The organism is Erythrobacter sp. Dej080120_24 (genome assembly GCF_036322605.1).
Classification (GTDB): Bacteria; Pseudomonadota; Alphaproteobacteria; order Sphingomonadales; family Sphingomonadaceae; genus Erythrobacter; species Erythrobacter aurantius.
Genome location: NZ_AP027262.1, coordinates 298,440 through 319,443, shown reverse-complemented (window position 1 = coordinate 319,443; position 21,004 = coordinate 298,440). Strand labels below are relative to the sequence as shown.

The following is a 21,004-nucleotide window of genomic DNA, read 5'->3' as shown; positions in this document are numbered from 1 at the left end:
GCGCGGCTGACGAACAGAGACACGATTGCAGGACAGGCAGAATACCCATGAACTTCAAGAACATATCCGCCTGGTCAATCCGCAATCCTGTTATTCCCCTAGTGCTCTTCACCGCGCTGCTGCTGGCCGGCATCATCAGCTTCGCGCGGATGGACGTGACGAACAATCCTGACGTCGATTTCCCTGCCGTCAGGGTCACCATCGCCCAGCCCGGCGCCGCTCCGACGGAAATCGAAAACCAGATCACACAGCGCGTCGAAAGCGCGGTTCGCGCCATCAACGGCGTGAATTCGATCCAGTCGACCGCGAGCGAGGGCAGTTCGAGCACCTTCGTGGAGTTCGAAATCGGCGTCGACATCATCGAGGCCGTCAACGAGGTGGAAACCGCCGTCAATTCGGTGCGCGCCAGCCTGCCCGATGGCATTCTGGAGCCGCAAATCGCGAAGGTGAACGTCGTTGGCGAGGCGATCGGTTACGTCGCCGTCGAAGCCGACGACATGACGATCGAGCAACTCAGTTGGTTCATCGACGATACGGTGGCGAAGCGGCTGCTGGGCATTGACGGGATGGCCGAAGTCCAACGCTTCGGCGGGGTTGATCGCGAAATCGAGGTGATCCTCGATCCGGCCAAGATGCAAGCGCTGGGCGTTACCGCATCGCAGATCAATTCGGTGCTGCGACAGAACAATGTCGATGCTGCCGGCGGTGTGGCCGAAGTGGGCGGCACCCGCCAATCGCTGCGCGTTCTGGGCAATGACGATTCGGCCTATGAATTGTCGCAACGCCAAATCCAGCTGGGCGGCGGGCGCACCATCCGGCTGGCCGATGTTGCAACCGTGCGTGATGGCTATGGTGAGCGGACATCGGTCAGCGAGGTCAAGGATCGCGAAGTCGTCAACTTCTTCATGAACCGTGCGCGCGGCGCATCGGATCTCGCCGTCTACGAAGCGGCGGTTGCGGAAATGGACAAGATCGAGGCGGAGACCGAGGGCGTCCGCTTCATCAAGATGTTTACCAGCACCACCTACACCGACAACCAGTACAAGAGCTCGATCTCGGCCTTGATCGAAGGTGCCGTGCTGGCCATCGTCGTGGTGTTCCTGTTCCTGCGCGATTGGCGGGCGACCTTCATAAGCGCCGTTGCCATTCCGTTGTCGGCGATCCCGACGTTCTTCTTCATGGACCTGCTTGGGTTCAACCTGAATTTCCTTTCGCTGCTGGCTCTGGCGCTTGTCGCCGGAGTGCTGGTCGATGACGCGATCGTGGAGATCGAGAATATCGTGCGCCACATGCGGATGGGCAAAAGCGCCTATCAGGCCAGTATCGATGCCGCCGATGAAATCGGCTTGCCGGTGGTGGCCACCAGCTTCTGCATCGTGGCCGTGTTCCTGCCGGTTGGCCTGATGCCGGGTGTGTCCGGGCAATTCTTCCAGAACTTCGGCCTGACGGTGGTGGTCGCGGTGCTGATGTCGCTAGCTGTGGCGCGCATGATAACGCCGCTGATGGCGGCCTACTTCCTGTCAGCCAAGGGTGCGGGTGCGCATGGCGAAGGCCCGTTGATGGACCGCTACATGCAGGTGCTGTCCTGGACGCTCGACACCGGCAAGCTGCGTGCGCGGCGTGCCGGTGTGGACGCACCGGTGGCGCGCAGCCGCTACACGCTTTCGCTGCTGCTGATCGTTCTGACGCTGCTTGCCATGACCATGATCGCGATGTTCGAGCTGTTCAGCGGTACCTTCTCTGCGATGTTGCTGCCAGAACCGCTGTGGCAAGGTCTTGCCGGGTTGGGCGTCCACGAGGACATTGCAACAGCCGTTTCTGCAGACACCAACAGCATGGCCCATGCCGTGGTTGCCAAGCTGTTCGAGGTCTTCTTCGTCATCGTGACTTCGATCTTCAGTCTTGCCGTCGGCATCGCTTCGCTGAAGGTGCTTGGTCCTGTGGTGACCGCCATTGCCCATCTTCTCTCCTGGGCGCTTGGCTGGGTGAAGCATCTTCTGCTGGGCTGGTTGTTCCAGAGCAGTGCGCCGGAACCGCTCGGCCTTCACCAGATCGGGCACGGTTTCCGCTGGGCGCAGGCGCGCTTCTTCGATCACCGCGTATGGATGCTCGGCATCGGCTGGTTCTCCTTGCTGGTCACAATCCTGTTGTTCGGGCAGATTCCGGCCCAGTTCCAGCCCACCATCGATGACGAGAATTCGACCGTAGAGATCGAAATGGTTCCCGGCACCACGCTGGAGACGACCAAGCGTGTGTCTGACCGGGTCGATGCCCTGTTGAACGAGCAACCCGAAGTCGAACGCACCTTGCAGCGTATCCGACTGGGCAATTCGACCATCTTCATCAAGCTGACCGATGATCGTAAGCGCACCTCGATCGAATTCGAACGGGAGCTTGCCCCGCAACTGGCGCAGATCCCCGATGCACGTGTGCGCTTCCGTTCGCAGAGCGGCGGCTTTGGCTCCGGCCGCGATCTGACCGTCATGTTGGCCGGCTCCGATCCTGAATTGCTTGACCGGACTGCTGCCGAACTGGTGGAACAGATGCGCGGGCTCGATACGCTGGTTGCGCCCCGCATCAGCGCAGACATCAACCGGCCCGAAATCATCATCACTCCGCGTGAGAAGATCGCTGCGGAATTGGGAGTTTCGACGCTCGCCCTGTCACAGACGATCCGCATCGCGACGCTTGGCGAGATCGAGCAGAATGCGGCGCGCTTCTCGCTGTCTGATCGCCAGATTCCGATCCGGGTAAAGCTGTCGGAAGAGGCCCGCGGGCGCCTTGCCACCATCGAAAACCTGCCGGTGCAGACGATCAACGGCGGCACAGTTCCCCTCTCCCGGGTTGCCGACATCACCTACGGCTCCGGCCCGACCGCGATCCAGCGCTACAACCAGAACCGCCGCGTGCTTGTCGGCGCGGATCTGGCCAGCGGCGTGCTGAAAGGCGAGGCACAGGCCGAGGTGGATGCGTTGCCCGTGCTCAAATCCCTGCCCGTCGGGGTGATCCGCGATGTCGTGGGCGAAGAGGAATGGCAGCAAGAGCTGGTGCAGAACCTCATCATCGCGATCATCACCGGTGTGCTGCTGGTGTTCGCGGTGCTGGTACTGCTCTACAAGCGATTGATGAGCCCGCTGGTCAACATGACCTCGCTGGCACTGGCGCCCTTGGGCGGCATCCTGCTCGTCTGGCTGGTCGGCTTTGCACAGAGCATGCCCGTCTACATCGGTATTCTGCTGCTGCTCGGCATCGTGTCCAAGAACTCGATCCTGCTGATCGATTTCGCGATCGAGGAAATGGAGCGCGGCACCAACAAGTTCGAAGCGATCATGGAAGCCGGGCACAAGCGCGCGCAGCCGATCGTGATGACGACGGTGGCGATGACGGCCGGGATGGTTCCCGTTGCAATCTCGATGTCGGGCGATGGCGCCTGGCGCCAGCCGATGGGGATCGTCGTGATCGGCGGCCTGATCATGTCGACCCTTCTCACGCTGGTGATCGTCCCTGCGGGCTTTAGCCTTGCCGACGGGTTCGAGCGGCGTGTCGGCCCGTGGCTGCGCAGCCGCCTGCTGACTTACAAGCCGGGCGACGACGGCCAGCCTGTCGCGCCGCCGCATGCACCCGACCCGACCCCGCCCTATCCGGGGCGTGGCGCAGGCCCCGCCATCCCGGCAACGCGCCTGCCGCCAGGGGCGGAACCTGCAGAGTAACGGCATCGGACTGTGGGTGATCGGCCTTGCCAAGGCGTGACGGCGCGGCGGTTTTCGGGCAGATAGACGGTCAGATGGAGAACGCGCGCTCAATCCCACTGAAGTTCGGCGGAGAACCGCTGACGGCTGATCGCGCGCGCCGCATGCGCTGGACCGCGACCGGCCTGCTGGCGGCGATGGCAGGCGTGTTCTTTTCCACCCATGCGCTCGCCCAGACGGGCCATCCCGCGTGGGGGTACGTCAACGCCTTTGCCGAAGCGGCGATGGTCGGCGGGCTGGCTGACTGGTTCGCGGTGACTGCGCTGTTCCGCCATCCTTTGGGCGTGCCGATCCCGCACACCGCGATCATCCCGTCGAACAAGGATCGCATCGCCGACACCATGGCGCAATTCCTGCGCGAAAACTTCCTGACCCCGGCCGTGGTTGCCCGGCGTATGTCGAGCATGAATGTCGCGCGCGCGATCGGCGATTTCCTTGTCGACAGTCCCAACAAGTCCGGTGACGACGCGCGTTCGCGCATCACCAGTGGCGCGGCGGAATTGCTGGCCGAAGTGCTCGAATCGCTCGATCCGCAGCGGCTAGGCAATCAGGTGCGCTCCGGCCTTGGTTCACAGTTGGCGAAGATCGACGTGTCGCCGCTTGCGGGCCGGATGCTCGAAAGCGCGATGACCGATCAGCGTCATATCCCGCTCATCAACGGTTTCATCCGCTGGGCAGGGCTGACGCTGGAGGACAATGAGGAAACCGTCCGCGAGATCATTCACAATCGCGTCGCCGGGGTGCTGCGCTGGGCAGGCTTGGATAAGACGATTTCCTCGAATGTCCTAGACGGTCTGTACAAGCTGCTGGCCGAAGTGCTGGTCAATCCAGATCACCCCTTGCGCGGCAAGGTGGAGGAAGGGCTGCACAAGCTGTCGCAGGATTTGCAGCACGATCCCGAAACCCGCGAGCGGGTGGAGGAAATGAAGCGCGACCTGCTGCAGAACCCGGCTGTGGCCGAATGGTGGATGGGCGTGTGGGAACGCATCCGCCTGTCACTGATCCGCCGTGCGCGGGAAAGCGACACGGGGCTGGGCATGGAAATGCGCAACGGCCTTGCCGATCTGGGTCACGCGCTGAAGCAGGACGAGCGGCTGCAGGTGCAGATCAACCGTTTCGCCCGCCGCACCGCTGTCGGTGTCGCCACCCGTTACGGCAGCGGGATCGTGACGCTGGTTTCGGAAACGGTGAAGCGCTGGGACGCGACAACCATCACCGGCCGCATCGAAAGCGCCGTCGGCCGCGACCTGCAATTCATCCGCATCAACGGCACACTGGTGGGTGGCCTTGTCGGGATGACGCTGCATTTCATTGTAAGCTTTCTTTGACGTCGCTGCCCCCTAGTGAGCGACGTAGGTGATGTTGGTCGTAATATAAGACCGCATCGGTTCTCCATCGGCATTGCGAGCCGGTTCGAACCGTGCAGTCGCGATTTCCTCGCAGGCCGGGGACTGCAAGGTTTCGGTTGGTGTCGCATTGTCTGCCATGCATCCGGACACGCTGCCGTCCGCTTCGACAATCACGGTGAAGGCAACCAGCGCTTCTTCGCGGCGCGCTAATGCCTTATCCGGATAACGCGCTTCAATCCTGCGCCTTACCTCTCCACTGTCGAGCAGGCGTGGCGGGACCTAGGACTGGTGCTGTGCCGGATCGAGGCCCCATCGGCGCAGCATTTCGCTGGTGCAGGCGTTGAGCGCTTCAAATGGCGAACGCATGTTGCCGGTTTCAAACGAAAGCGTAACCCGGCGTTCCGAAATCACGACCCGGTCGATCGATCCTGCTTCATCAAGGTCAATCCCGGCGGCCCGAAGAGTTCCGCGTTCGAGGTCCGGGCCGATGTTATGGCCGCCAATGACGATGGCGCGTCCCACGCCTTCCAGTTCGCTACGGCCAAAGCGGTCAACTTCGTCCATTGCTTCATCGCGCTCCATTCCGATCTGGAAAGCGTCGACGCGCTGGAACCGCGTCAGAAGCGGCCCGGCAATCGTGAGGTCAAAGCGCCTGCGCGGCGCGCTTTGCTCGAAAACGAGCAAATGAGGCTCGCTCTCGTCCCCGAACCAACGCGCAAGGCGGCATCGCGCTTCGCCATATTCTAGGTTCCACGCCGAGGTGGGTTCCAGCCTCTTGGTTTCGTCTCTTTCGGCAAGGGCATTGGGATATTCCTCAGCAGCCACCGGTGAAGACAAAGCCATCAGGATAACTGCTGGCATCAACGACGTGCGACCCATAAGAAAAACCTCCGCTGCGCAGACTAGCGCGGCGGAGGTCTTCTTCAACCTTCAGAAATTCGAAAGGCTTACAGCGCCCCGGTGAGTTCCGGCACGGCGTTGTAGAGGTCTGCGACAAGGCCGATATCCGCGACCTGGAAGATCGGTGCGTCTTCGTCCTTGTTGATCGCGATGATGACCTTCGAATCCTTCATCCCTGCAAGGTGCTGGATCGCGCCGGAAATGCCGATGGCGATGTACACTTCGGGGGCGACGATCTTGCCGGTCTGGCCGACCTGATAATCGTTCGGGACATAGCCTGCATCGACTGCGGCGCGCGAAGCGCCGATGGCGGCGCCCAGCTTGTCGGCGAGCGGGGTGATGGTGGCTTCAAAAGTCTCTGCGTCTTTCAGCGCGCGACCTCCCGAAACGATCACCTTGGCGCTCGTCAGTTCCGGACGCTCGCTCTTGGCGATTTCCGAACCGACGAAGCTGGAGGTGCCTGCGTCACCCGGTCCGGCAGCGTCTTCGATTGCGGCTGATCCGCCTTCGGTTGCCGCCTTTTCAAAAGCGGTGCCGCGAACGGTGATGACGAGCTTCGCGTCGGTCGATTCAACCGTCGCGATGGCGTTGCCGGCATAGATCGGACGGGTGAAGGTCTTGGGGCCTTCGACCGACAGGATTTCCGAAATCTGCATCACGTCGAGATGCGCGGCGACGCGCGGTGCGATGTTCTTGCCGCTGGTGGTGGCGGGCGCGAGGAAGGCGTCATAGCCTGCCATCAGCCCGGCGACGAGCGGCGCGACGTTTTCGGCCAGCGCGTGCGCATAGGCGGCGTCATCCGCCTTGAGCACCTTGGAAACGCCGGCGATCTTGGCGGCTGCTTCGGCGACGGAGCCGCAGTTGTGACCTGCGACCAGCGCGGTGACGTCGCCCAGCTTGCCCGCTGCCGTGACCACGGCCAGCGTCGCATCATTGACGGTGTTGTTGTCGTGTTCGACCAGAACCAGAGTGTTCATGTCCTAAATCCTTCTCTCTCCGGGTCGCCGATCAGGCGATGCCCAGAGCCTTGATCTTTTCAACCAGAGCGGCGACGTCTTCGACCTTCACACCGGCCTGACGAACCGGAGGCTCGCTGACATTGGTGGTGGTGAGACGCGGGGTGATGTCGACCCCGTAATCGCCCGGCGTCTTGGTATCGAGCGGCTTCTTTTTTGCCTTCATGATGTTGGGCAGCGAAGCGTAGCGCGGCTCGTTCAGACGCAGGTCGGTGGTGACGATCGCGGGAAGCGTCAGCTTCACGGTTTCAAGCCCGCCGTCGATTTCGCGCTTCACGGTGACGCTGTCGCTTTCGACTTCGACGGTGTTGGCAAAGGTGCCCTGCGGACGGCCCATCAGCGCCGCCAGCATCTGACCGGTCTGGTTCGAATCGTCCGAGATCGACTGCTTGCCGAGCAGCACCAGGCCGGGCTGTTCCTCATCGGCGATCGCCTTCAGGATCTTGGCGACGGCCAGCGGTTCGACTTCTTCATCGGTTTCGACGAGGATCGCACGGTCAGCGCCCATGGCCAGCGCGGTGCGCAGCGTTTCCTGTGCCTTTGCCGGGCCGACCGAAACGGCGATGATTTCCTCGGCTTTGCCGGCTTCCTTGATGCGGATCGCTTCTTCGACGGCGATTTCGTCGAAGGGGTTCATGCTCATCTTGACGTTGGCAAGGTCAACGCCCGAGCCATCGGCCTTGACGCGCGGCTTGACGTTGTAGTCGATCACCCGTTTGACGGGGACGAGGATTTTCATTGCGCTTCCTTTCCCAATAACGCCCCGCCGGGTTTGCGGCAGGACGACAAAACCATTCCGGCTGCCCCTAACTTGCGTTTACGTAAACGTCAAGCTGGTGGAGGCGGCTCTTATCGCTGTCAGCGCGCAGCCTTGCCAAGATCACGCGGCCTCGTCCATCATCTTTAATGCAAGGGAGGTTTGCCATGCTTCAATCCGTCTTCAGAGCCGTTGTGCTGCTTTGTGCCTGCGTTCTGACCCCTTCAGTCCAAGCACAGGAAACGCGGCTGGGGGGCGAAGGTTTCGAATCGCCCGCCGCCCGGCTGGACCAGATGGACTGGCTGGTCGGCCAATGGTCGGGCGAGGGTATCGGGGGTGCGCCCGCAATGGAAAGCTGGCTGCCGCCCACGGGTGACACGATGGTCGGCACCTTTGTGCAGTCGACCGAAGAAGGCGGCATCCGTTTTACCGAACACATGTATCTGATGGAGGAGGGCGGATCGATCGTCCTGCGGCTGAAGCACTTCAACGCCGATCTCACCGGGTGGGAGGAGAAAGGCGACATGCTGACCTTCCGCCTCGTCGCCATCGAGCCATGCGCGGCCTATTTCCACGCTCTGACCCTCAGATGCGAAGACCGCGACAAACCCGGAGCAGGGCTTGTCGCGGCCGTAAGGATGCAAAGCGGCGGGGAACTGCTGTTCCGCTTCGACGCTATGTAAGGCGCCCGCCCGAGTGGACGAGCACAACCGGATCAGGCCGCCTTCTTTACCTCGGCGACGATCTTTTTCGCGGCATCGCCCAGATCGTCTGCGGGGACGATCGGCAGGCCCGAATTGGCGAGGATTTCCTTGCCCGCGTCGACATTGGTGCCTTCAAGCCGGACAACCAGCGGAACCGAGAGGTTCACGTCCTTTGCCGCCTGAACGATGCCGTTGGCGATCACGTCGCATTTCATGATTCCGCCGAAGATGTTGACGAGGATGCCTTCGACCGCCGGGTCCTTGAGGATGATCTTGAACGCCGCCGTCACCTTTTCGGTGGTCGCGCCGCCGCCCACGTCGAGGAAGTTGGCCGGGAAAGCACCGTTCAACTTGATGATGTCCATCGTCGCCATGGCAAGGCCAGCGCCGTTCACCATGCAGCCGATGTTCCCGTCGAGCTTGATGTAGGCGAGGTCGTATTCGCTCGCTTCGACTTCGGCGGGGTCTTCTTCGGTCTCGTCGCGCAGCGCCTCGATTGCGGGGTGGCGATAAAGCGCGTTCGAATCGAAACTCATCTTGGCGTCGAGCACGGTAAGGTTGCCGTCCACGGTTTCAACCAGCGGGTTGATTTCGAGCATCGAGCAGTCAGTCGCCATGAAGGCATCGTAAAGCTGCTTGGCGAGCTTTTGCGCTTGCTTGTTGAGATCACCGGTCAGCTTCAGAGCAAAGGCCACGGCGCGGCCATGATGCGGCATGAAGCCCTGTGCCGGATCGATGGTGAAGGTGGTGATCAGCTCGGGCGTGTCATGCGCCACCGCTTCGATATCCATGCCGCCTTCGGTCGAAACAACGAAAGCCACACGGCCGGTCGCCCGGTCAACCAGCAGCGAAAGGTAGTATTCCTTGGCAATATCAACGCCATCGGTGACGTAGAGGCGGTTGACCTGCTTGCCTTCCGCACCGGTCTGCACCGTCACCAGCGTGTTGCCGAGCATTTCCTTGGCGTTGGCTTCGACTTCGTCGATGCTCTTGGCCAGCCGCACGCCGCCCTTGGCATCTTCGGGAAGTTCCTTGAACTTGCCCTTGCCGCGGCCACCGGCGTGAATCTGCGCCTTCACGACATAGAGCGGCCCGGGAAGGTTCTTTGCCGCCGCAACCGCTTCCTCGACAGAAAGCGCCGCATGGCCCGCGGGAACTGCGATCCCGTGTTCCTTGAGAAGTTCCTTGGCCTGATATTCGTGGACGTTCATCAGATTCGATCCCTTTTGATTGATGTCCCGGGGGAGAGATTCTTTGCGGAGGCCCTAAGCACGTATCGCGGCACTTGAAAAGTGTCGAAGCTGCCTTCAGGCGTCCTACCTTGGTATGCATCGCGGGAATGATCAAAAATGATAGATGAGGGTCGCTTTCTGGAGATCGTGCGCGAGGCGGGTCGCATCGCTCACGCGCGATGGCCCGGCGACGGGCACAAGCTGGAAAGCTGGGACAAGACTCCGGGCAATCCCGTCAGCGAAGCCGATCTTTCGGTCGACATCTTTCTGAAGCGGGAGCTTGGCCGCCTGCTGCCAGCGGCGGCATGGCTTTCCGAGGAAACCGCCGATGACAAAGTGCGCACCCGCAGCGATCTCATCTGGCTGGTCGATCCGATCGACGGCACACGCGATTTCGTACGTGGGCGGACAGGTTGGTCCGTCTCGGTCGCCCTTATCAGCGCGGGCCGCCCCTTGATCGGGATGCTTTCGGCTCCGGCACGCGGCGAGGAGTGGTTTGCGATTGCGGGACGCGGTGCAACGCTCAACGGCAAGACGTTGAAGGCGAGCACGCGCACCGAATTTGCCGGATCGCGGGTTCCGGTGGATCAGGTGCCGGCGGTCGATTCTGACCTCCTGCCGGTAGAAAAGCCCAATTCGATCGCCTTGCGCATCGCCATGGTCGCCGATGATCGCGCCGATCTGCTGGCGACCCTGCGATGGGGTTTCGAATGGGACATTGCGGCCGCCACATTGATCGCGCGCGAGGCAGGGGCGCGGGTGTCAGACGCTTTCGGCAAGCCGCTTGCCTACAACAAGCATGATCCGCGCGATTTCGGCGTGCTCGTATGCGCACCCGGCATTCACGACGCGGCGGTGGCCCGGCTGGCTGAGCGGGCCGAACAATTGCAGCGGGAAAAATAAAAGGGGCCAGACCATCGGCCTGGCCCCTTCGCATACGGAGCAGTCGGATTACTGGCCGCGAGCGGCGCTTACGTCCTCCTGGCTGATCGGGATGATCTTGATCTCGACCCGGCGGTTGAGCGGCTCGTCAACGCCATCCGCGGTCTTCACCCGCAGGTAATCGTAGCTTTCGCCATATCCGCGCGTTTCGATGCGGCTGCGGGCAACCCCGCGTGCAGCAAGGTAATCGGCCACAGCCTGCGCGCGTTGTTCCGACAGGCGCTGATTGAGCGCGTCCGAGCCGGTCGTATCGGTAAAGCCGTACACATCGACGAGGCTGTTGGGATATTTGATCAGGCTTTCCGCCACAGCATTGAGCGAATCGTAGAAGCCGGGATTGATGTTGGCCGATCCGCGCGCGAAGGTGACACCGTCGGGCAAGCGCACCAGAATCGCGTCCTGATCGCCCACTTCCTCGACATCGACCCCTGTTCCCTGCAGCTCTTCATCAAGCTCGCGGATCTGGTCATCGAACTGCTTGCCGATGACGGCCCCTGCCGAACCGCCGATACCTGCACCAATGATGCGGGCCGTGTCGCCGCCGATCGCGCCGCCGAGCAGATAGCCAAGCGTGCCGCCCAGGCCAGCGCCGATTGCCGTGCGCGAAACCTTGCGTTCCCCGGTGTTGGGATCGGTAACGCATGCGCTCGTCCCGAGCAGCGCCAATGCTGCCGTTCCCGAGAGAAGAATCCGTGATGCTTTCATGTTTCGTCCTCCAGCCTTGTTTTACGGCACCATCATACATGATTAGTGCCTGATGTCCTGCGCATTCATCTGATGCCCAAGCCCGCTTTTCGCGAAGCTGAACGCATTTTTGCCAAGGGTTTTGCCAACGAACACTGGAACACCGCGCGATTTCTGCTAGCGACAGGGGGTGACACCGTTTCCCTGGCCAGAAGTCCTGATTATCGCCGGGCTGATCGTGCTCAATGGCGTTTTCGCCATGTCCGAGCTGGCGATTGTCTCCGCCCAGACGAACAAGCTCAAGGCGAAAGCCGAAGATGGCTCTGCCAGCGCGCGGATTGCCATCGGTCTTGCTGCGGAGCCGGGCAAATTCCTCTCCACCGTCCAGATCGGGATCACCCTGATTGCGATCATCACCGGCGCGTTCTCGGGTGCCAGCCTTGAAGGGCCGGTGGGTGAGCGGCTGGCTGCGCTGGGCGTGCCCGCCGACATATCGCAGGAAGCTGCGTTTGTGACTGTGATTGCGCTGACGACCTATCTGAGCGTGGTTGTGGGCGAATTGGTGCCCAAACAGCTTGCGCTGAGGGCGGCGGTTCCGGTTTCGCTGGTTATGGCACGCCCGATGGCGTTGCTCGCCACCATTGCGGCGCCGCTGGTCTGGCTGCTTGACCGCTCATCGGCGGGCATCGTTGCGTTGTTCGGCATTCGGGCAAAGGGTCAGACCTCGGTCACCGCCGAGGAACTGCAAATGATCTTCGCCGAAGCCACACGCTCGGGCGTGATCGAGGAAGAACAGCACCAGATCCTGACGGGCGTCGTCCGCCTGGCGGAACGCCCGGTGCGCGAAATGATGACGCCGCGTACCGAACTCGACTGGATCGAGGCCGATGCCGATGTCACGCAGATCAGGGAAACGATCGAACGCAGCCCTCATTCGCTGCTGCCCGTGGCAGAAGGCTCGCCCGATACGATCCTTGGCATCGTCAAGGTGCGCGAAGTGCTGGCGGCGCTCGTCGCGGGCGAGGAAGTCTCGATCCGGGCAATGATGCGCAAGGCCGAGGTCGTACCCGATCAGCTTGATGCAATGGATGCGCTGCGGGTGCTGCAATCCGCCGATATCGCCATGGCTGTTGTGCATGACGAATACGGCCATTTCGAAGGAATCGTCACGCCGGTCGATCTACTCACCGCCATCGCAGGGAGTTTCGCCAGCGACAAGGATCAGGGCGAAGCGCCCCAGATCGTCGAGAGGAGTGACGGATCGCTGCTGGTGTCCGGTGCGCTTTCGGCGGACGGCCTCGCCGACAGGCTGGGGCTGGTTTATGGCGAGGGCCGCGAATTCGGCACTGCGGCGGGGTATGTCCTGTCCATCATGAAGAAGCTCCCGCTTGAGGGCGAGAGCTTCGTCGATCAGGGCTGGAGCTTCGAGATCGTCGACATGGACAATCGCCGGATCGACAAGATTCTGGTGCGGCAAGTCGATGATGAGCCGGACGATACGCGCGGCTAGCCAACCCGCCCTGACTTAACCCGGAATAAGCGTCTGTGCCGCTGCGCCGTCACCCTGAGGGGCGGCGATGATGTCGCGCGTCACGCTGCCCTTGGCAACGGTGTTGGTGCCCGGATCGCCAACTTCGGAGCGGATGCCCGGAGCCGCGCTGCCGGCACGGTCAAGCGCGCTGGTTTCGATCTGGCTACGCGGCGCAGGGCCGCCGAACAGCGCTTCGAGTGCCTGTTCCGACGCGGTGCCTTCGGACGGGCGCGGTGCGCCGGGTGCCGGCGGAGTCAGCGTGAAATCGGGCGGGACCACCAGCGGAGCCTGCCGCTGGACGGCGAATTCATCGGGCCGGTCACGGTTGAAGATGCCGCTGCCTCCGCAAGCCGCCAGCATGGCGCAGCCGGATGCGAGCAGGATGGCCGATTTGAGGTTACGCATGTTCATTCTCCGCTTGGACGCTTTGCGCATCCGTATTTTCATCCTTTTCGCGCACGAACAGGCTGCGGGCAAGGATTATGAAAACACCGATGGTGATAGCCGCATCGGCGATGTTGAAAACGAGGAAGGGGCGGAACGTCCCGATGTGGAAATCGGCATAGTCAATGACATAGCCCAGTTCCCAGCGATCACGGATGTTACCCAGCGCCCCGCCAAGGATCAGCGCCAGCCCGAGAATGTCACTCAGCAGCTTTTCGCGCATCATCCATACCAGCACCACAAGCGCGATCGCGGCGGTGACAAGCACCAGCAGCCAGCGCATCTCCATCGTCGTCGCCTGGAACATGCCGAGCGAGATGCCGCGATTTTCGGTGTAGGTCAGGTCGAAGAACGGCAGCAGCTCGATATTGCGCACCAGACGCAGGTCGAGCGGGCCGATCACATACCACTTCACGATCTGGTCAATCACCGCGATGAAGGCGGCAAACCCCAGCCCGATCAGCCGGTTGCGGGTGAACAATCCGCTCATTGCGCGCCGTCCATCCCGGCAACCACGCTGTCGCAGCGCCCGCACAGCGCGCCGTCTTCGGGCACGTCGGGAAGCAGGCGCCAGCAGCGGCCGCATTTGTGGTCGGTGGATTTGGTGACTGTCACCTCTTCGCCTTGCCCGCGCGTCACTGTCCCGGTGATGAACAATTCGGCGAGCTGTTCGTCGCTGACCCCTTCGGGAACGGCCGATGCGGGCACGGTGACGACGGCTTCATTGCTCGAACGGATCACCTTTTCGCGGCGCAGCGGCTCGATCGCTTCGGTCACGCGCTCACGCAGTTCGCGCAGCTTTGCCCATGTTGCGGTGTCCGCCGGAACGGCAGGGACACTTGGCCATTCGAGCAAGTGGACGCTGCCGCCCTGTTCGTCGTCTTCGGGATAGCGGCTCTTCCACACTTCCTCGGCGGTGAAGACCAGCACCGGCGCGGCATAACGCACCAGCGCGTGGAACAGCAGGTCGAGCACCACGCGATAGGCATTACGCAGATCGCTGTCCAGCCCTTCGCAATAGAGCGTGTCCTTGCGGATATCGAAATAGAACGCGCTGAGGTCTTCGTTGCAGAAATCGACCAGCAGGCGGGTGTAGGTGTTGAAATCGTACTCGGTCGCCGCCTTGCGCAGCTTCCCGTCAAGTTCGGACAAGAGCGAGAGGACATAGCGCTCCAGCTCCGGAATCTCGCCCAGATCGCTCATGTCGCCAACCCAGCCGTCCAGCGCGCCCAGCAGGTAGCGGAAAGTGTTGCGCAGCTTGCGGTACTGGTCGCCCACGCCTTTCAGGATTTCATCGCCGATGCGGTGATCCTCGGTGAAATCGACCGACAGCGCCCACAGCCGGATGATGTCCGCGCCGGTCGTCTCCATCACCTTCAGCGGGTCGATGGTGTTGCCGAGCGATTTCGACATCTTCTTGCCCTTGGCATCCATGGTGAAGCCGTGGGTCAGAACCTGATCGTAAGGCGCCCGCCCGCGCGTCGCGCAGCTTTGCAGCAGCGAGGACTGGAACCAGCCGCGATGCTGGTCAGACCCTTCGAGATAGAGGTTGGCAGGCCATTGCAGGTCGGGCCAGCGCCCGGATTCGAGCACGAAGGCATGGGTGCAGCCCGAATCGAACCACACGTCGAGAATGTCGGTGACCATCTCGAAATCGTCGGGATTGTAATCGGGGCCGAGGAATTCGGCCTTGCGGCTCTCCTCCCACGCATCGACGCCCTGTTCGCGCACCGCGTTGACGATGCGGGCGTTCACGGCGGAGTCTTGCAGATAGGTGCCGTCAGGCCGCACGAACAGCGTGATCGGCACGCCCCATGCGCGCTGGCGCGAAAGCACCCAGTCGGGCCGCCCTTCGACCATTGCGCCGATGCGGCGGCGGCCCTTTTCGGGGATGAATTCGACGCGGGCGATTTCCTCCATCGCCCGTTCGCGCAGCGTCGGCGCGGCGCACAGGCTTTCCTCGGAAGGATCAATCGCGCCGCCTTCGCTTTCCCACGCCTTGTCTTCCTTGCTCTTGGGTTCGAGCCACGGAAGATCGCGATCCATCGGCACGAACCATTGCGGCGTGCAGCGATAGATGACCTTGGCTTTCGAGCGCCATGAGTGCGGGTAGGAATGCGCGTAATCGGCGCTGGCGGAGAGCAACGCCCCCGCTTCGCGCAAATCGTTGCAGATCGGCCCGTCGGGCGCGTTGAACGGCTTGTTGATGACGGAGCGGCGGCGGTCATCGTCCCCGCCCAGCCACGGCCAGTCGTCGCGATAGGTGCCATCGTCCTGCACCGCGAAGACCGGGTTGATCCCTGCCGATTTGCACAGGTCGAAATCGTCTTCGCCGTGATCAGGCGCCATGTGGACGATGCCTGTGCCGCTGTCCGTGGTGACAAAATCGCCTGTAAGCATCGGGCGCGGTGTCGCATAGAACCCGCCGAGATGGTGCATGGGGTGGCGGACCTTGGTTCCGGCGAGGTCGGAGCCTTTGCCTTCCCACATCCGCTCGAAAATCTGATGCGGCTCGCCGCTATCGGTGAGGAAACCGATGCGGTCGCCAAACTGGATCATCAAATCCTTAGCGACGAGGAAGGAGCGTCCGGTGGAACTTGGCCCGCTTTCAGGCAGAATTGTCTCGCGGACGAGCACGTAATCAACCTCCGGCCCATAGGCCAAAGCCTGGTTCACCGGGATCGTCCACGGGGTCGTCGTCCAGATCACCGCATGCGCGCCGACCAGTTCGGGGATCGGGCTTTCGATGATCTCGAACGCCACGTCGATCTGCGGGCTGTCGGTCAGGTCTTCGTACTCAACCTCCGCCTCGGCCAGCGCCGTCTTTTCGACCGGGGACCACATCACCGGCTTCGCGCCGCGATAGAGGTTGCCGTTCTCCGCGAACTTGCACAGCTCGGCAACGATCGTCGCCTCGGCCTGGAAATCCATCGTCAGATACGGATTGTCCCAATCGCCAAGGATGCCCAGCCGCTTCAGCTGCTCGCGCTGTGTATCGACCCAGTGCTGCGCATAGGCGCGGCATTCGGCGCGGAATTCCTTTGCGGGAACCTCGTCCTTGTTCTTCTTCTTCTTGCGGTACTGTTCCTCGACCTTCCATTCGATCGGCAGGCCGTGGCAGTCCCAGCCCGGAACATAGGGCGCGTCCTTGCCCATCAGGTTCTGCGTGCGGCAGACCATGTCCTTCAGGATATGGTTCAGCGCGTGGCCGATGTGCATGTCGCCATTGGCATAGGGCGGGCCATCGTGGAGGATGAACTTCTCCCGGCCCCGGCGCGCCTCGCGCAGTTTCTCGTAAAGACCAATCTCGCGCCAGCGCGCCGCAATGCCCGGTTCCTTCTGCGGAAGGCCGGCTTTCATCGGGAAGTCCGTCTTCGGCAGGAAGACGGTGTCCTTGTAGTCGCGTTTCGCGGTGTCGTTACTCATCGGGAAGGGCGCTTAGAAGCCTTCGCGCTTCGTCGCAATCCTTCTCCATCTGCGCCATCAATCCTTCGAGGTTGTCAAACTTCGCCTCGCCGCGCAGGAAGTGGTGGAAGGCGACCTCGATTTCCTGCCCGTACAGATCGCCGGAGAAGTCGAAGAAATAGGGTTCGAGCAGTTCCTTGGGCGGTTCGAACTGCGGACGGATGCCGATATTGGCCGCGCCTTTCAGCACTTGGCCCGTCGCCAGTATCTTTCCCGTAACGGCATAGACGCCGTATCTGGGCCGCAGGTAATTCTCGACCGAAAGGTTCGCCGTGGGATAGCCAATGGTGCGACCGCGCTTGTCCCCGTGTTCCACGATCCCGCGGATCGCGAAGGGGCGCGACAAAAGCTGCGCGGCGAGCTGCGGATCGCCTTCGCGCAGGGCTTCGCGGATACGGCTGGAGGAAATGACGCCGGATTCCTCAACCGCTTCGACCACGCGCGATTCGAGGCCGTTTTCGGCCCCGAAGGTGCGCAGCAGATCGACATTGCCCTTCGCCATCTTTCCGAAAGTGAAATCGCCGCCCGTCACCACGCCATGCGCACCGAAACGGCCGATCAGGATTTGCGTGATGAAATCCTCCGCGCTCGTCCCAGCCAGTTCGGCATCGAAGTGGAACACCAGCATCGCGGTGGCCCCGGCGGCAAGGTACAGCTCCTGCCGCTGTTCGAGCGTGGTCAGGCGGAACGGCGGCACGTCGGGGCGGAAGAACCGCACCGGATGCGGATCGAATGTCGCGATGATCGAAGGGCGGCCCTCCTCATGCGCCCAGCGGATCGCCTCGCCCGCCACGGCCTGATGCCCGCGATGGAAACCGTCGAAATTGCCCAGCGCGATCACCGCACCGCGCAGCGCCTTGGGAACATCCTCACGATGATCGAGCCACCTCATTGCGCTGCTTTCATCGGATTGAGCCCGGCTTGCAACACCCGAAGCGCGTTAAGGCCCATCGCGGCGCGGATTTCTTCCTCGGAGAAACCTTCGTCGATCAATGCCTGCGTCACCTGTGTCAGTTGCGAAGTGTCGAACCGCACGGTGACCGCGCCGTCATAGTCGCTGCCCAGCGCGACGTGTTCGATTCCCACAAGATCGCGGATATGCTTCATCGCGCGGGCGGTGGCGCGCGGGTCTGTGGAGCACACCGCGCCCTCCCAATAGCCGACGCCGATCACTCCGCCGGTTGCGGCGACGCCCCGGATCTCGTCATCGGTAAGGTTGCGGTTGACATCGCAAGTCGCCTGAACCCCGCCGTGGCTGGAGACCACCGGGCGACGCGCCATCGCCAGCACTTCTGCAACGCATTGGTGCGAGCAATGGGCGATGTCGACGATAATGCCCTTGTCCTCCATGCGGCGGACGACCTCTCGGCCCATCGGGGTGAGTCCGCCCTTTTCCTCGCCATGCATCGACCCGGCGAGTTCATTGTCGAAGAAATGGGTGAGCCCAGCCATACGCAGGCCGGCGTCATAAAGCTTGTCGAGATTGTCGGGATCGCCTTCGAGACTGTGCAGGCCCTCTGCGCTGAAAAGCGCGCCGATGGGAGGTTGTGCGATGCCCTTTACGCCCTCAGGTGCCCTGCGCCACATGCTCTTGTCTGCTCGTTGCGAAAGCAGGGTTTCAAGTTCCGTGGCACTCGTCACCTTGGTCAAGATGCCCCACTTGTCTTCGCTTACGGCCCGATCAAGCTTCTCGCCATGATAGAGCCCGCGCTCAAGGATCGAGAACCACGTGCGCACCGGTTGCAACTGGCCAATGGCAAGCATGGTGATGTTGTCGCCATCGGCGGAATTGCTGTCGTAATTCTGACCCTTTGGCGTCTTGGTGACGCTGGAGAACACCTGCAGCGCGACATTGCCTTGCTGCAGCCGCCAAAGGTCTACATGCCCCCGGCCGCTGTCCGCCAGCAGGCTGCGCTGCCACAGCAGTGTATCGGCGTGAAGGTCGACGATGGTCAGTGTCGCGTGCAGCGCCTTCGCCTCGGCGCTCACCGCGATCAGCGGCTCGCCGTCGATCTTGTTCATGCTTTCTTCGGCCATCCTCGGCGCGAACAGGAAGAACCCCGCTGCGGCGAGCACGACAAAGCCGACGAGCCCGAGGAGAAGCTTGCGGATCATGACGCTTCGCATGCCTCACCTGCGTGGTCCTCGTCATGGCGCGCATAAGTGACGAAGGAATAGGCGGGCCGGCCATCTTCGGCAGGATGATCTTCGCGCGATGTTTCGCGCCAATCATCACCAAGCGGCTTCATGAAGGTGTCGCCGGGATAATCCTCGTGAATTTCGGTCACTTCGATGCGGTCTGCCATGGGGCGGAACACGTCATAGATCGCGGCGCCGCCAACAACCGCAATTTCGCCGGTTTCGTTGCCTTCAGCCGCCTTTGAAAGCGCTTCAGCCGCGGTTCGCACGACTTCGGCCCCGGTCGAATCCCAATGTTCGCGCCGGGTGAGCACAATGTGGCGACGCCCCGGAAGCAGGCCCGGCAGGCTTTCAAAGGTCTTGCGCCCCATGATCATCGGCTTGCCCAAAGTCAGCGCCTTGAACCGCTTGAGGTCAGCCGGAAGGTGCCACGGCAAGCGTCCTTCATGGCCGATTGCGCCATTGGCGGCGCGCGCATAGATCAGGAAAATCTCTTTTGTATTCATGGGGTTCACGGCTTGCCGTGGCTGATCCCGTGAGACACGCGCGTGACATGGCCCATCTTGCGTCCGGCGCGGGCCTCGCGTTTGCCGTAAAGGTGCAAATGCGGCTCCCCGGCTTCGGAAAGAATCCGGTGCGCCGCCAACGCCTGTTCGCCGACGATGTTGCGCATCTCGATTTCGGCAAAGCGGGTCGCCGTCCCGCCCAGCGGCAGGGCGCAGATCGCGCGGATGTGGTTTTCGAACTGGCTCGTCGCCGCACCTTCGATGGTCCAGTGCCCGGAATTGTGGACGCGCGGCGCCATCTCGTTGAAAACAGGCCCATTTCGTGTGGCGAAGAATTCGAGCGTCAGCACCCCGACATAGCCCAGCGCCTTGGCGGTCTTCTTGGCGATGGCGCGTGCCTCCTCGACCTGAGCCTCGACAATCTCACCTGCCGGCAGAGCCGAACGCACCAGCATTCCGCCTTCGTGGGTGTTTGCGGTCGAATCCCAGATGCGGATCGAGCCGTCGTACCCGCGAGCAAGGATTACGGAAAATTCGGTCTCGAAATCGACAAGCCCTTCGTAAATGCAGGTTTGCCCCGGGAAGCGCACCCCGTCGGCTTCGCGCACTGACCCGATGCGCCACTGGCCTTTGCCGTCGTAACCGTCGCGCGCGGTCTTCAGAATACCGGGCGCGCCGATCCGGTCGATGGCGCGGGTGAGTTCTTCGTCGCTTTCGACCCGCATATAGGGCGCGCAAGTCGCGCCAAGCTCTTCGACGAAGCGTTTCTCGTTCAGGCGATCCTGCGCAATCTGGAGCGCGCGCGGATTGGGTGCGAGCATGCGTTCGGGAATCGCGCCAACCGCCGTCAGCGGGACGTTCTCGAATTCCCAGGTCACGACATCGCACTTGCTGGCGAATGCAGCGAGCGCAGCGGTTTCACCCCAGCCGTTGTCGAAGAAGTCGTCGCAAGCCGACGCCGCGACATTGTCTCCGGGCGGGGCATAGCCGATGCAGCGATAGCCCAGCTGCTTTGCCGCGATGGCGAGCATCCGGCCAAGCTGGCCGCCGCCAAGGATGCCGATGGTCGAGCCCGGGGAAAGAGGGGTGCGTTCTGCCATCAGTCCACCGGTACGTCAGCGACATCGCCTGTACGGGCTGCGCGCCAATCCTGTAGCCGCTCCGACAGGTCTTCGTCACTCAGCGCCAGAATGGCAGCCGCCATCAACGCGGCATTCTTGGCCCCCGCTTCGCCAATGGCCAGCGTGCCGACCGGAATCCCGGCGGGCATCTGGACGATCGACAGCAGGCTATCCATGCCCGACAGCGCTTTCGACTGCACCGGTACGCCCAGCACCGGCAGATGCGTCATCGCCGCGATCATTCCGGGGAGGTGTGCCGCACCCCCGGCACCGGCGATGATCACGTCAAAGCCTTCGCCTTCTGCACCCTTGGCAAAGGCGCTCATCCGATCCGGTGTGCGATGGGCGGAGACGATCCGGGCCTCATGTTCGACCTCAAGCTCCTCAAGAAGCTCTGCGGCAAGGCGCATGGTCGGCCAGTCCGACTGGCTGCCCATGACGATGGCTACCTTTCCTCCCACGCGC

General features: G+C 62.3%; 19 protein-coding genes. 5 read left to right on the top strand and 14 right to left on the bottom strand.

Annotation, left to right across the window (positions count from 1 at the left end; all coding sequences use genetic code 11):
- Positions 1 to 47: 47 nt before the first annotated feature.
- Together AABA34_RS01585 and AABA34_RS01580 are read left to right on the top strand one after the other, a co-directional pair.
- Entirely contained in the window at positions 48 to 3,710 is a 3,663-nt protein-coding gene (locus AABA34_RS01585) for an efflux RND transporter permease subunit (RefSeq protein WP_338303589.1), read from the top strand.
- Between the two features lie 143 nt (positions 3,711 to 3,853).
- A complete protein-coding gene (locus AABA34_RS01580) occupies positions 3,854 to 5,077 on the top strand; it encodes a DUF445 domain-containing protein (RefSeq protein WP_338304772.1) in 1,224 nt (407 codons plus the stop codon).
- A gap of 12 nt (positions 5,078 to 5,089) precedes the next feature.
- Here AABA34_RS01580 and AABA34_RS01575 read toward each other — a convergent pair whose 3' ends face one another.
- The 4 genes from AABA34_RS01575 to AABA34_RS01560 form a co-directional block, all read right to left on the bottom strand.
- Positions 5,090 to 5,335, bottom strand: a complete 246-nt coding sequence (locus AABA34_RS01575; protein ID WP_338304771.1) for a TonB family protein — start codon at positions 5,333 to 5,335, stop codon at positions 5,090 to 5,092.
- 42 nt (positions 5,336 to 5,377) lie between these two features.
- Positions 5,378 to 5,941, bottom strand: coding sequence for a hypothetical protein (locus tag AABA34_RS01570; protein ID WP_338303588.1), 564 nt, complete (start codon positions 5,939 to 5,941; stop codon positions 5,378 to 5,380).
- A 104-nt stretch (positions 5,942 to 6,045) separates the two neighbouring features.
- Complete coding sequence (locus AABA34_RS01565; protein WP_338303587.1) at positions 6,046 to 6,975, bottom strand: electron transfer flavoprotein subunit alpha/FixB family protein; 930 nt, start codon at positions 6,973 to 6,975, stop codon at positions 6,046 to 6,048.
- 31 nt (positions 6,976 to 7,006) lie between these two features.
- Positions 7,007 to 7,753 (bottom strand): electron transfer flavoprotein subunit beta/FixA family protein, encoded by a 747-nt coding sequence (locus tag AABA34_RS01560; protein ID WP_338303586.1) that lies wholly within the window; start codon positions 7,751 to 7,753, stop codon positions 7,007 to 7,009.
- 185 nt (positions 7,754 to 7,938) lie between these two features.
- Between AABA34_RS01560 and AABA34_RS01555 the strand changes: the two genes are divergently transcribed.
- Positions 7,939 to 8,454, top strand: a complete 516-nt coding sequence (locus AABA34_RS01555; protein ID WP_338303585.1) for a DUF6265 family protein — start codon at positions 7,939 to 7,941, stop codon at positions 8,452 to 8,454.
- A gap of 32 nt (positions 8,455 to 8,486) precedes the next feature.
- Here AABA34_RS01555 and sucC read toward each other — a convergent pair whose 3' ends face one another.
- Positions 8,487 to 9,686, bottom strand: coding sequence for an ADP-forming succinate--CoA ligase subunit beta (sucC, locus tag AABA34_RS01550; RefSeq protein ID WP_338303584.1), 1,200 nt, complete (start codon positions 9,684 to 9,686; stop codon positions 8,487 to 8,489).
- Positions 9,687 to 9,824: 138 nt separating this feature from the next.
- On the opposite strand from sucC, the gene AABA34_RS01545 reads away from it, so the two are divergent.
- Positions 9,825 to 10,610, top strand: coding sequence for a 3'(2'),5'-bisphosphate nucleotidase CysQ (locus tag AABA34_RS01545; RefSeq protein WP_338303583.1), 786 nt, complete (start codon positions 9,825 to 9,827; stop codon positions 10,608 to 10,610).
- Between the two features lie 48 nt (positions 10,611 to 10,658).
- Here the strand turns inward: AABA34_RS01545 and AABA34_RS01540 are convergent, their stop codons facing one another.
- Positions 10,659 to 11,354, bottom strand: coding sequence for an OmpA family protein (locus AABA34_RS01540; RefSeq protein WP_252259350.1), 696 nt, complete (start codon positions 11,352 to 11,354; stop codon positions 10,659 to 10,661).
- A 169-nt stretch (positions 11,355 to 11,523) separates the two neighbouring features.
- Here AABA34_RS01540 and AABA34_RS01535 point away from each other — a divergent pair, with 169 nt between their 5' ends.
- Complete coding sequence (locus AABA34_RS01535; RefSeq protein WP_338303582.1) at positions 11,524 to 12,843, top strand: hemolysin family protein; 1,320 nt, start codon at positions 11,524 to 11,526, stop codon at positions 12,841 to 12,843.
- 15 nt (positions 12,844 to 12,858) lie between these two features.
- On the opposite strand, the gene AABA34_RS01530 is transcribed toward AABA34_RS01535, so the two are convergent.
- Genes AABA34_RS01530 through purE form a run of 8 tightly spaced genes read right to left on the bottom strand, consistent with a single transcriptional unit; the run spans position 12,859 to position 21,000 of the window.
- On the bottom strand, positions 12,859 to 13,269 hold the full coding sequence (locus tag AABA34_RS01530; protein ID WP_034957007.1) for a DUF3035 domain-containing protein: 411 nt from the start codon (positions 13,267 to 13,269) through the stop codon (positions 12,859 to 12,861).
- Positions 13,262 to 13,798 carry a signal peptidase II gene (gene lspA / locus AABA34_RS01525; RefSeq protein ID WP_338303581.1) on the bottom strand — a complete coding sequence of 179 codons (537 nt, stop codon included), beginning with the start codon at positions 13,796 to 13,798 and terminating at the stop codon, positions 13,262 to 13,264. The genes AABA34_RS01530 and lspA overlap by 8 nt, the downstream gene beginning before the upstream one ends.
- On the bottom strand, positions 13,795 to 16,734 hold the full coding sequence (gene ileS, locus AABA34_RS01520; protein ID WP_338303580.1) for an isoleucine--tRNA ligase: 2,940 nt from the start codon (positions 16,732 to 16,734) through the stop codon (positions 13,795 to 13,797). The genes lspA and ileS overlap by 4 nt, the downstream gene beginning before the upstream one ends.
- Positions 16,727 to 17,665 (bottom strand): bifunctional riboflavin kinase/FAD synthetase, encoded by a 939-nt coding sequence (locus AABA34_RS01515; RefSeq protein ID WP_338303579.1) that lies wholly within the window; start codon positions 17,663 to 17,665, stop codon positions 16,727 to 16,729. The genes ileS and AABA34_RS01515 overlap by 8 nt, the downstream gene beginning before the upstream one ends.
- On the bottom strand, positions 17,662 to 18,888 hold the full coding sequence (locus AABA34_RS01510) for a dipeptidase (RefSeq protein WP_445083748.1): 1,227 nt from the start codon (positions 18,886 to 18,888) through the stop codon (positions 17,662 to 17,664). Before AABA34_RS01510 ends, AABA34_RS01515 begins: the two co-directional genes overlap by 4 nt.
- A complete protein-coding gene (locus AABA34_RS01505) occupies positions 18,885 to 19,418 on the bottom strand; it encodes a dihydrofolate reductase (RefSeq protein WP_338303578.1) in 534 nt (177 codons plus the stop codon). The genes AABA34_RS01510 and AABA34_RS01505 overlap by 4 nt, the downstream gene beginning before the upstream one ends.
- A gap of 5 nt (positions 19,419 to 19,423) precedes the next feature.
- Positions 19,424 to 20,518 carry a 5-(carboxyamino)imidazole ribonucleotide synthase gene (locus tag AABA34_RS01500; RefSeq protein ID WP_338303577.1) on the bottom strand — a complete coding sequence of 365 codons (1,095 nt, stop codon included), beginning with the start codon at positions 20,516 to 20,518 and terminating at the stop codon, positions 19,424 to 19,426.
- Complete coding sequence (gene purE / locus AABA34_RS01495) at positions 20,518 to 21,000, bottom strand: 5-(carboxyamino)imidazole ribonucleotide mutase (protein ID WP_338303576.1); 483 nt, start codon at positions 20,998 to 21,000, stop codon at positions 20,518 to 20,520. Before purE ends, AABA34_RS01500 begins: the two co-directional genes overlap by 1 nt.
- Positions 21,001 to 21,004: the final 4 nt, after the last annotated feature.

Bases quoted from the DNA above. Each gene is read 5' to 3' on its own strand.
- AABA34_RS01515 (WP_338303579.1), bottom strand. From the start codon at position 17,665: ATGAGGTGGCTCGATCATCGTGAGGATGTTCCCAAGGCGCTGCGCGGT.
- AABA34_RS01540 (WP_252259350.1), bottom strand. From the start codon at position 11,354: ATGAAAGCATCACGGATTCTTCTCTCGGGAACGGCAGCATTGGCGCTG.
- AABA34_RS01500 (WP_338303577.1), bottom strand. From the start codon at position 20,518: ATGGCAGAACGCACCCCTCTTTCCCCGGGCTCGACCATCGGCATCCTT.
- lspA (WP_338303581.1), bottom strand. From the start codon at position 13,798: ATGAGCGGATTGTTCACCCGCAACCGGCTGATCGGGCTGGGGTTTGCC.
- sucC (WP_338303584.1), bottom strand. From the start codon at position 9,686: ATGAACGTCCACGAATATCAGGCCAAGGAACTTCTCAAGGAACACGGG.
- AABA34_RS01545 (WP_338303583.1), top strand. From the start codon at position 9,825: ATGATAGATGAGGGTCGCTTTCTGGAGATCGTGCGCGAGGCGGGTCGC.
- AABA34_RS01530 (WP_034957007.1), bottom strand. From the start codon at position 13,269: ATGCGTAACCTCAAATCGGCCATCCTGCTCGCATCCGGCTGCGCCATG.
- AABA34_RS01560 (WP_338303586.1), bottom strand. From the start codon at position 7,753: ATGAAAATCCTCGTCCCCGTCAAACGGGTGATCGACTACAACGTCAAG.
- AABA34_RS01565 (WP_338303587.1), bottom strand. From the start codon at position 6,975: ATGAACACTCTGGTTCTGGTCGAACACGACAACAACACCGTCAATGAT.
- AABA34_RS01510 (WP_445083748.1), bottom strand. From the start codon at position 18,888: ATGATCCGCAAGCTTCTCCTCGGGCTCGTCGGCTTTGTCGTGCTCGCC.
- AABA34_RS01585 (WP_338303589.1), top strand. From the start codon at position 48: ATGAACTTCAAGAACATATCCGCCTGGTCAATCCGCAATCCTGTTATT.
- AABA34_RS01570 (WP_338303588.1), bottom strand. From the start codon at position 5,941: ATGGCTTTGTCTTCACCGGTGGCTGCTGAGGAATATCCCAATGCCCTT.
- AABA34_RS01555 (WP_338303585.1), top strand. From the start codon at position 7,939: ATGCTTCAATCCGTCTTCAGAGCCGTTGTGCTGCTTTGTGCCTGCGTT.
- AABA34_RS01505 (WP_338303578.1), bottom strand. From the start codon at position 19,418: ATGAATACAAAAGAGATTTTCCTGATCTATGCGCGCGCCGCCAATGGC.
- ileS (WP_338303580.1), bottom strand. From the start codon at position 16,734: ATGAGTAACGACACCGCGAAACGCGACTACAAGGACACCGTCTTCCTG.
- AABA34_RS01580 (WP_338304772.1), top strand. From the start codon at position 3,854: ATGCGCTGGACCGCGACCGGCCTGCTGGCGGCGATGGCAGGCGTGTTC.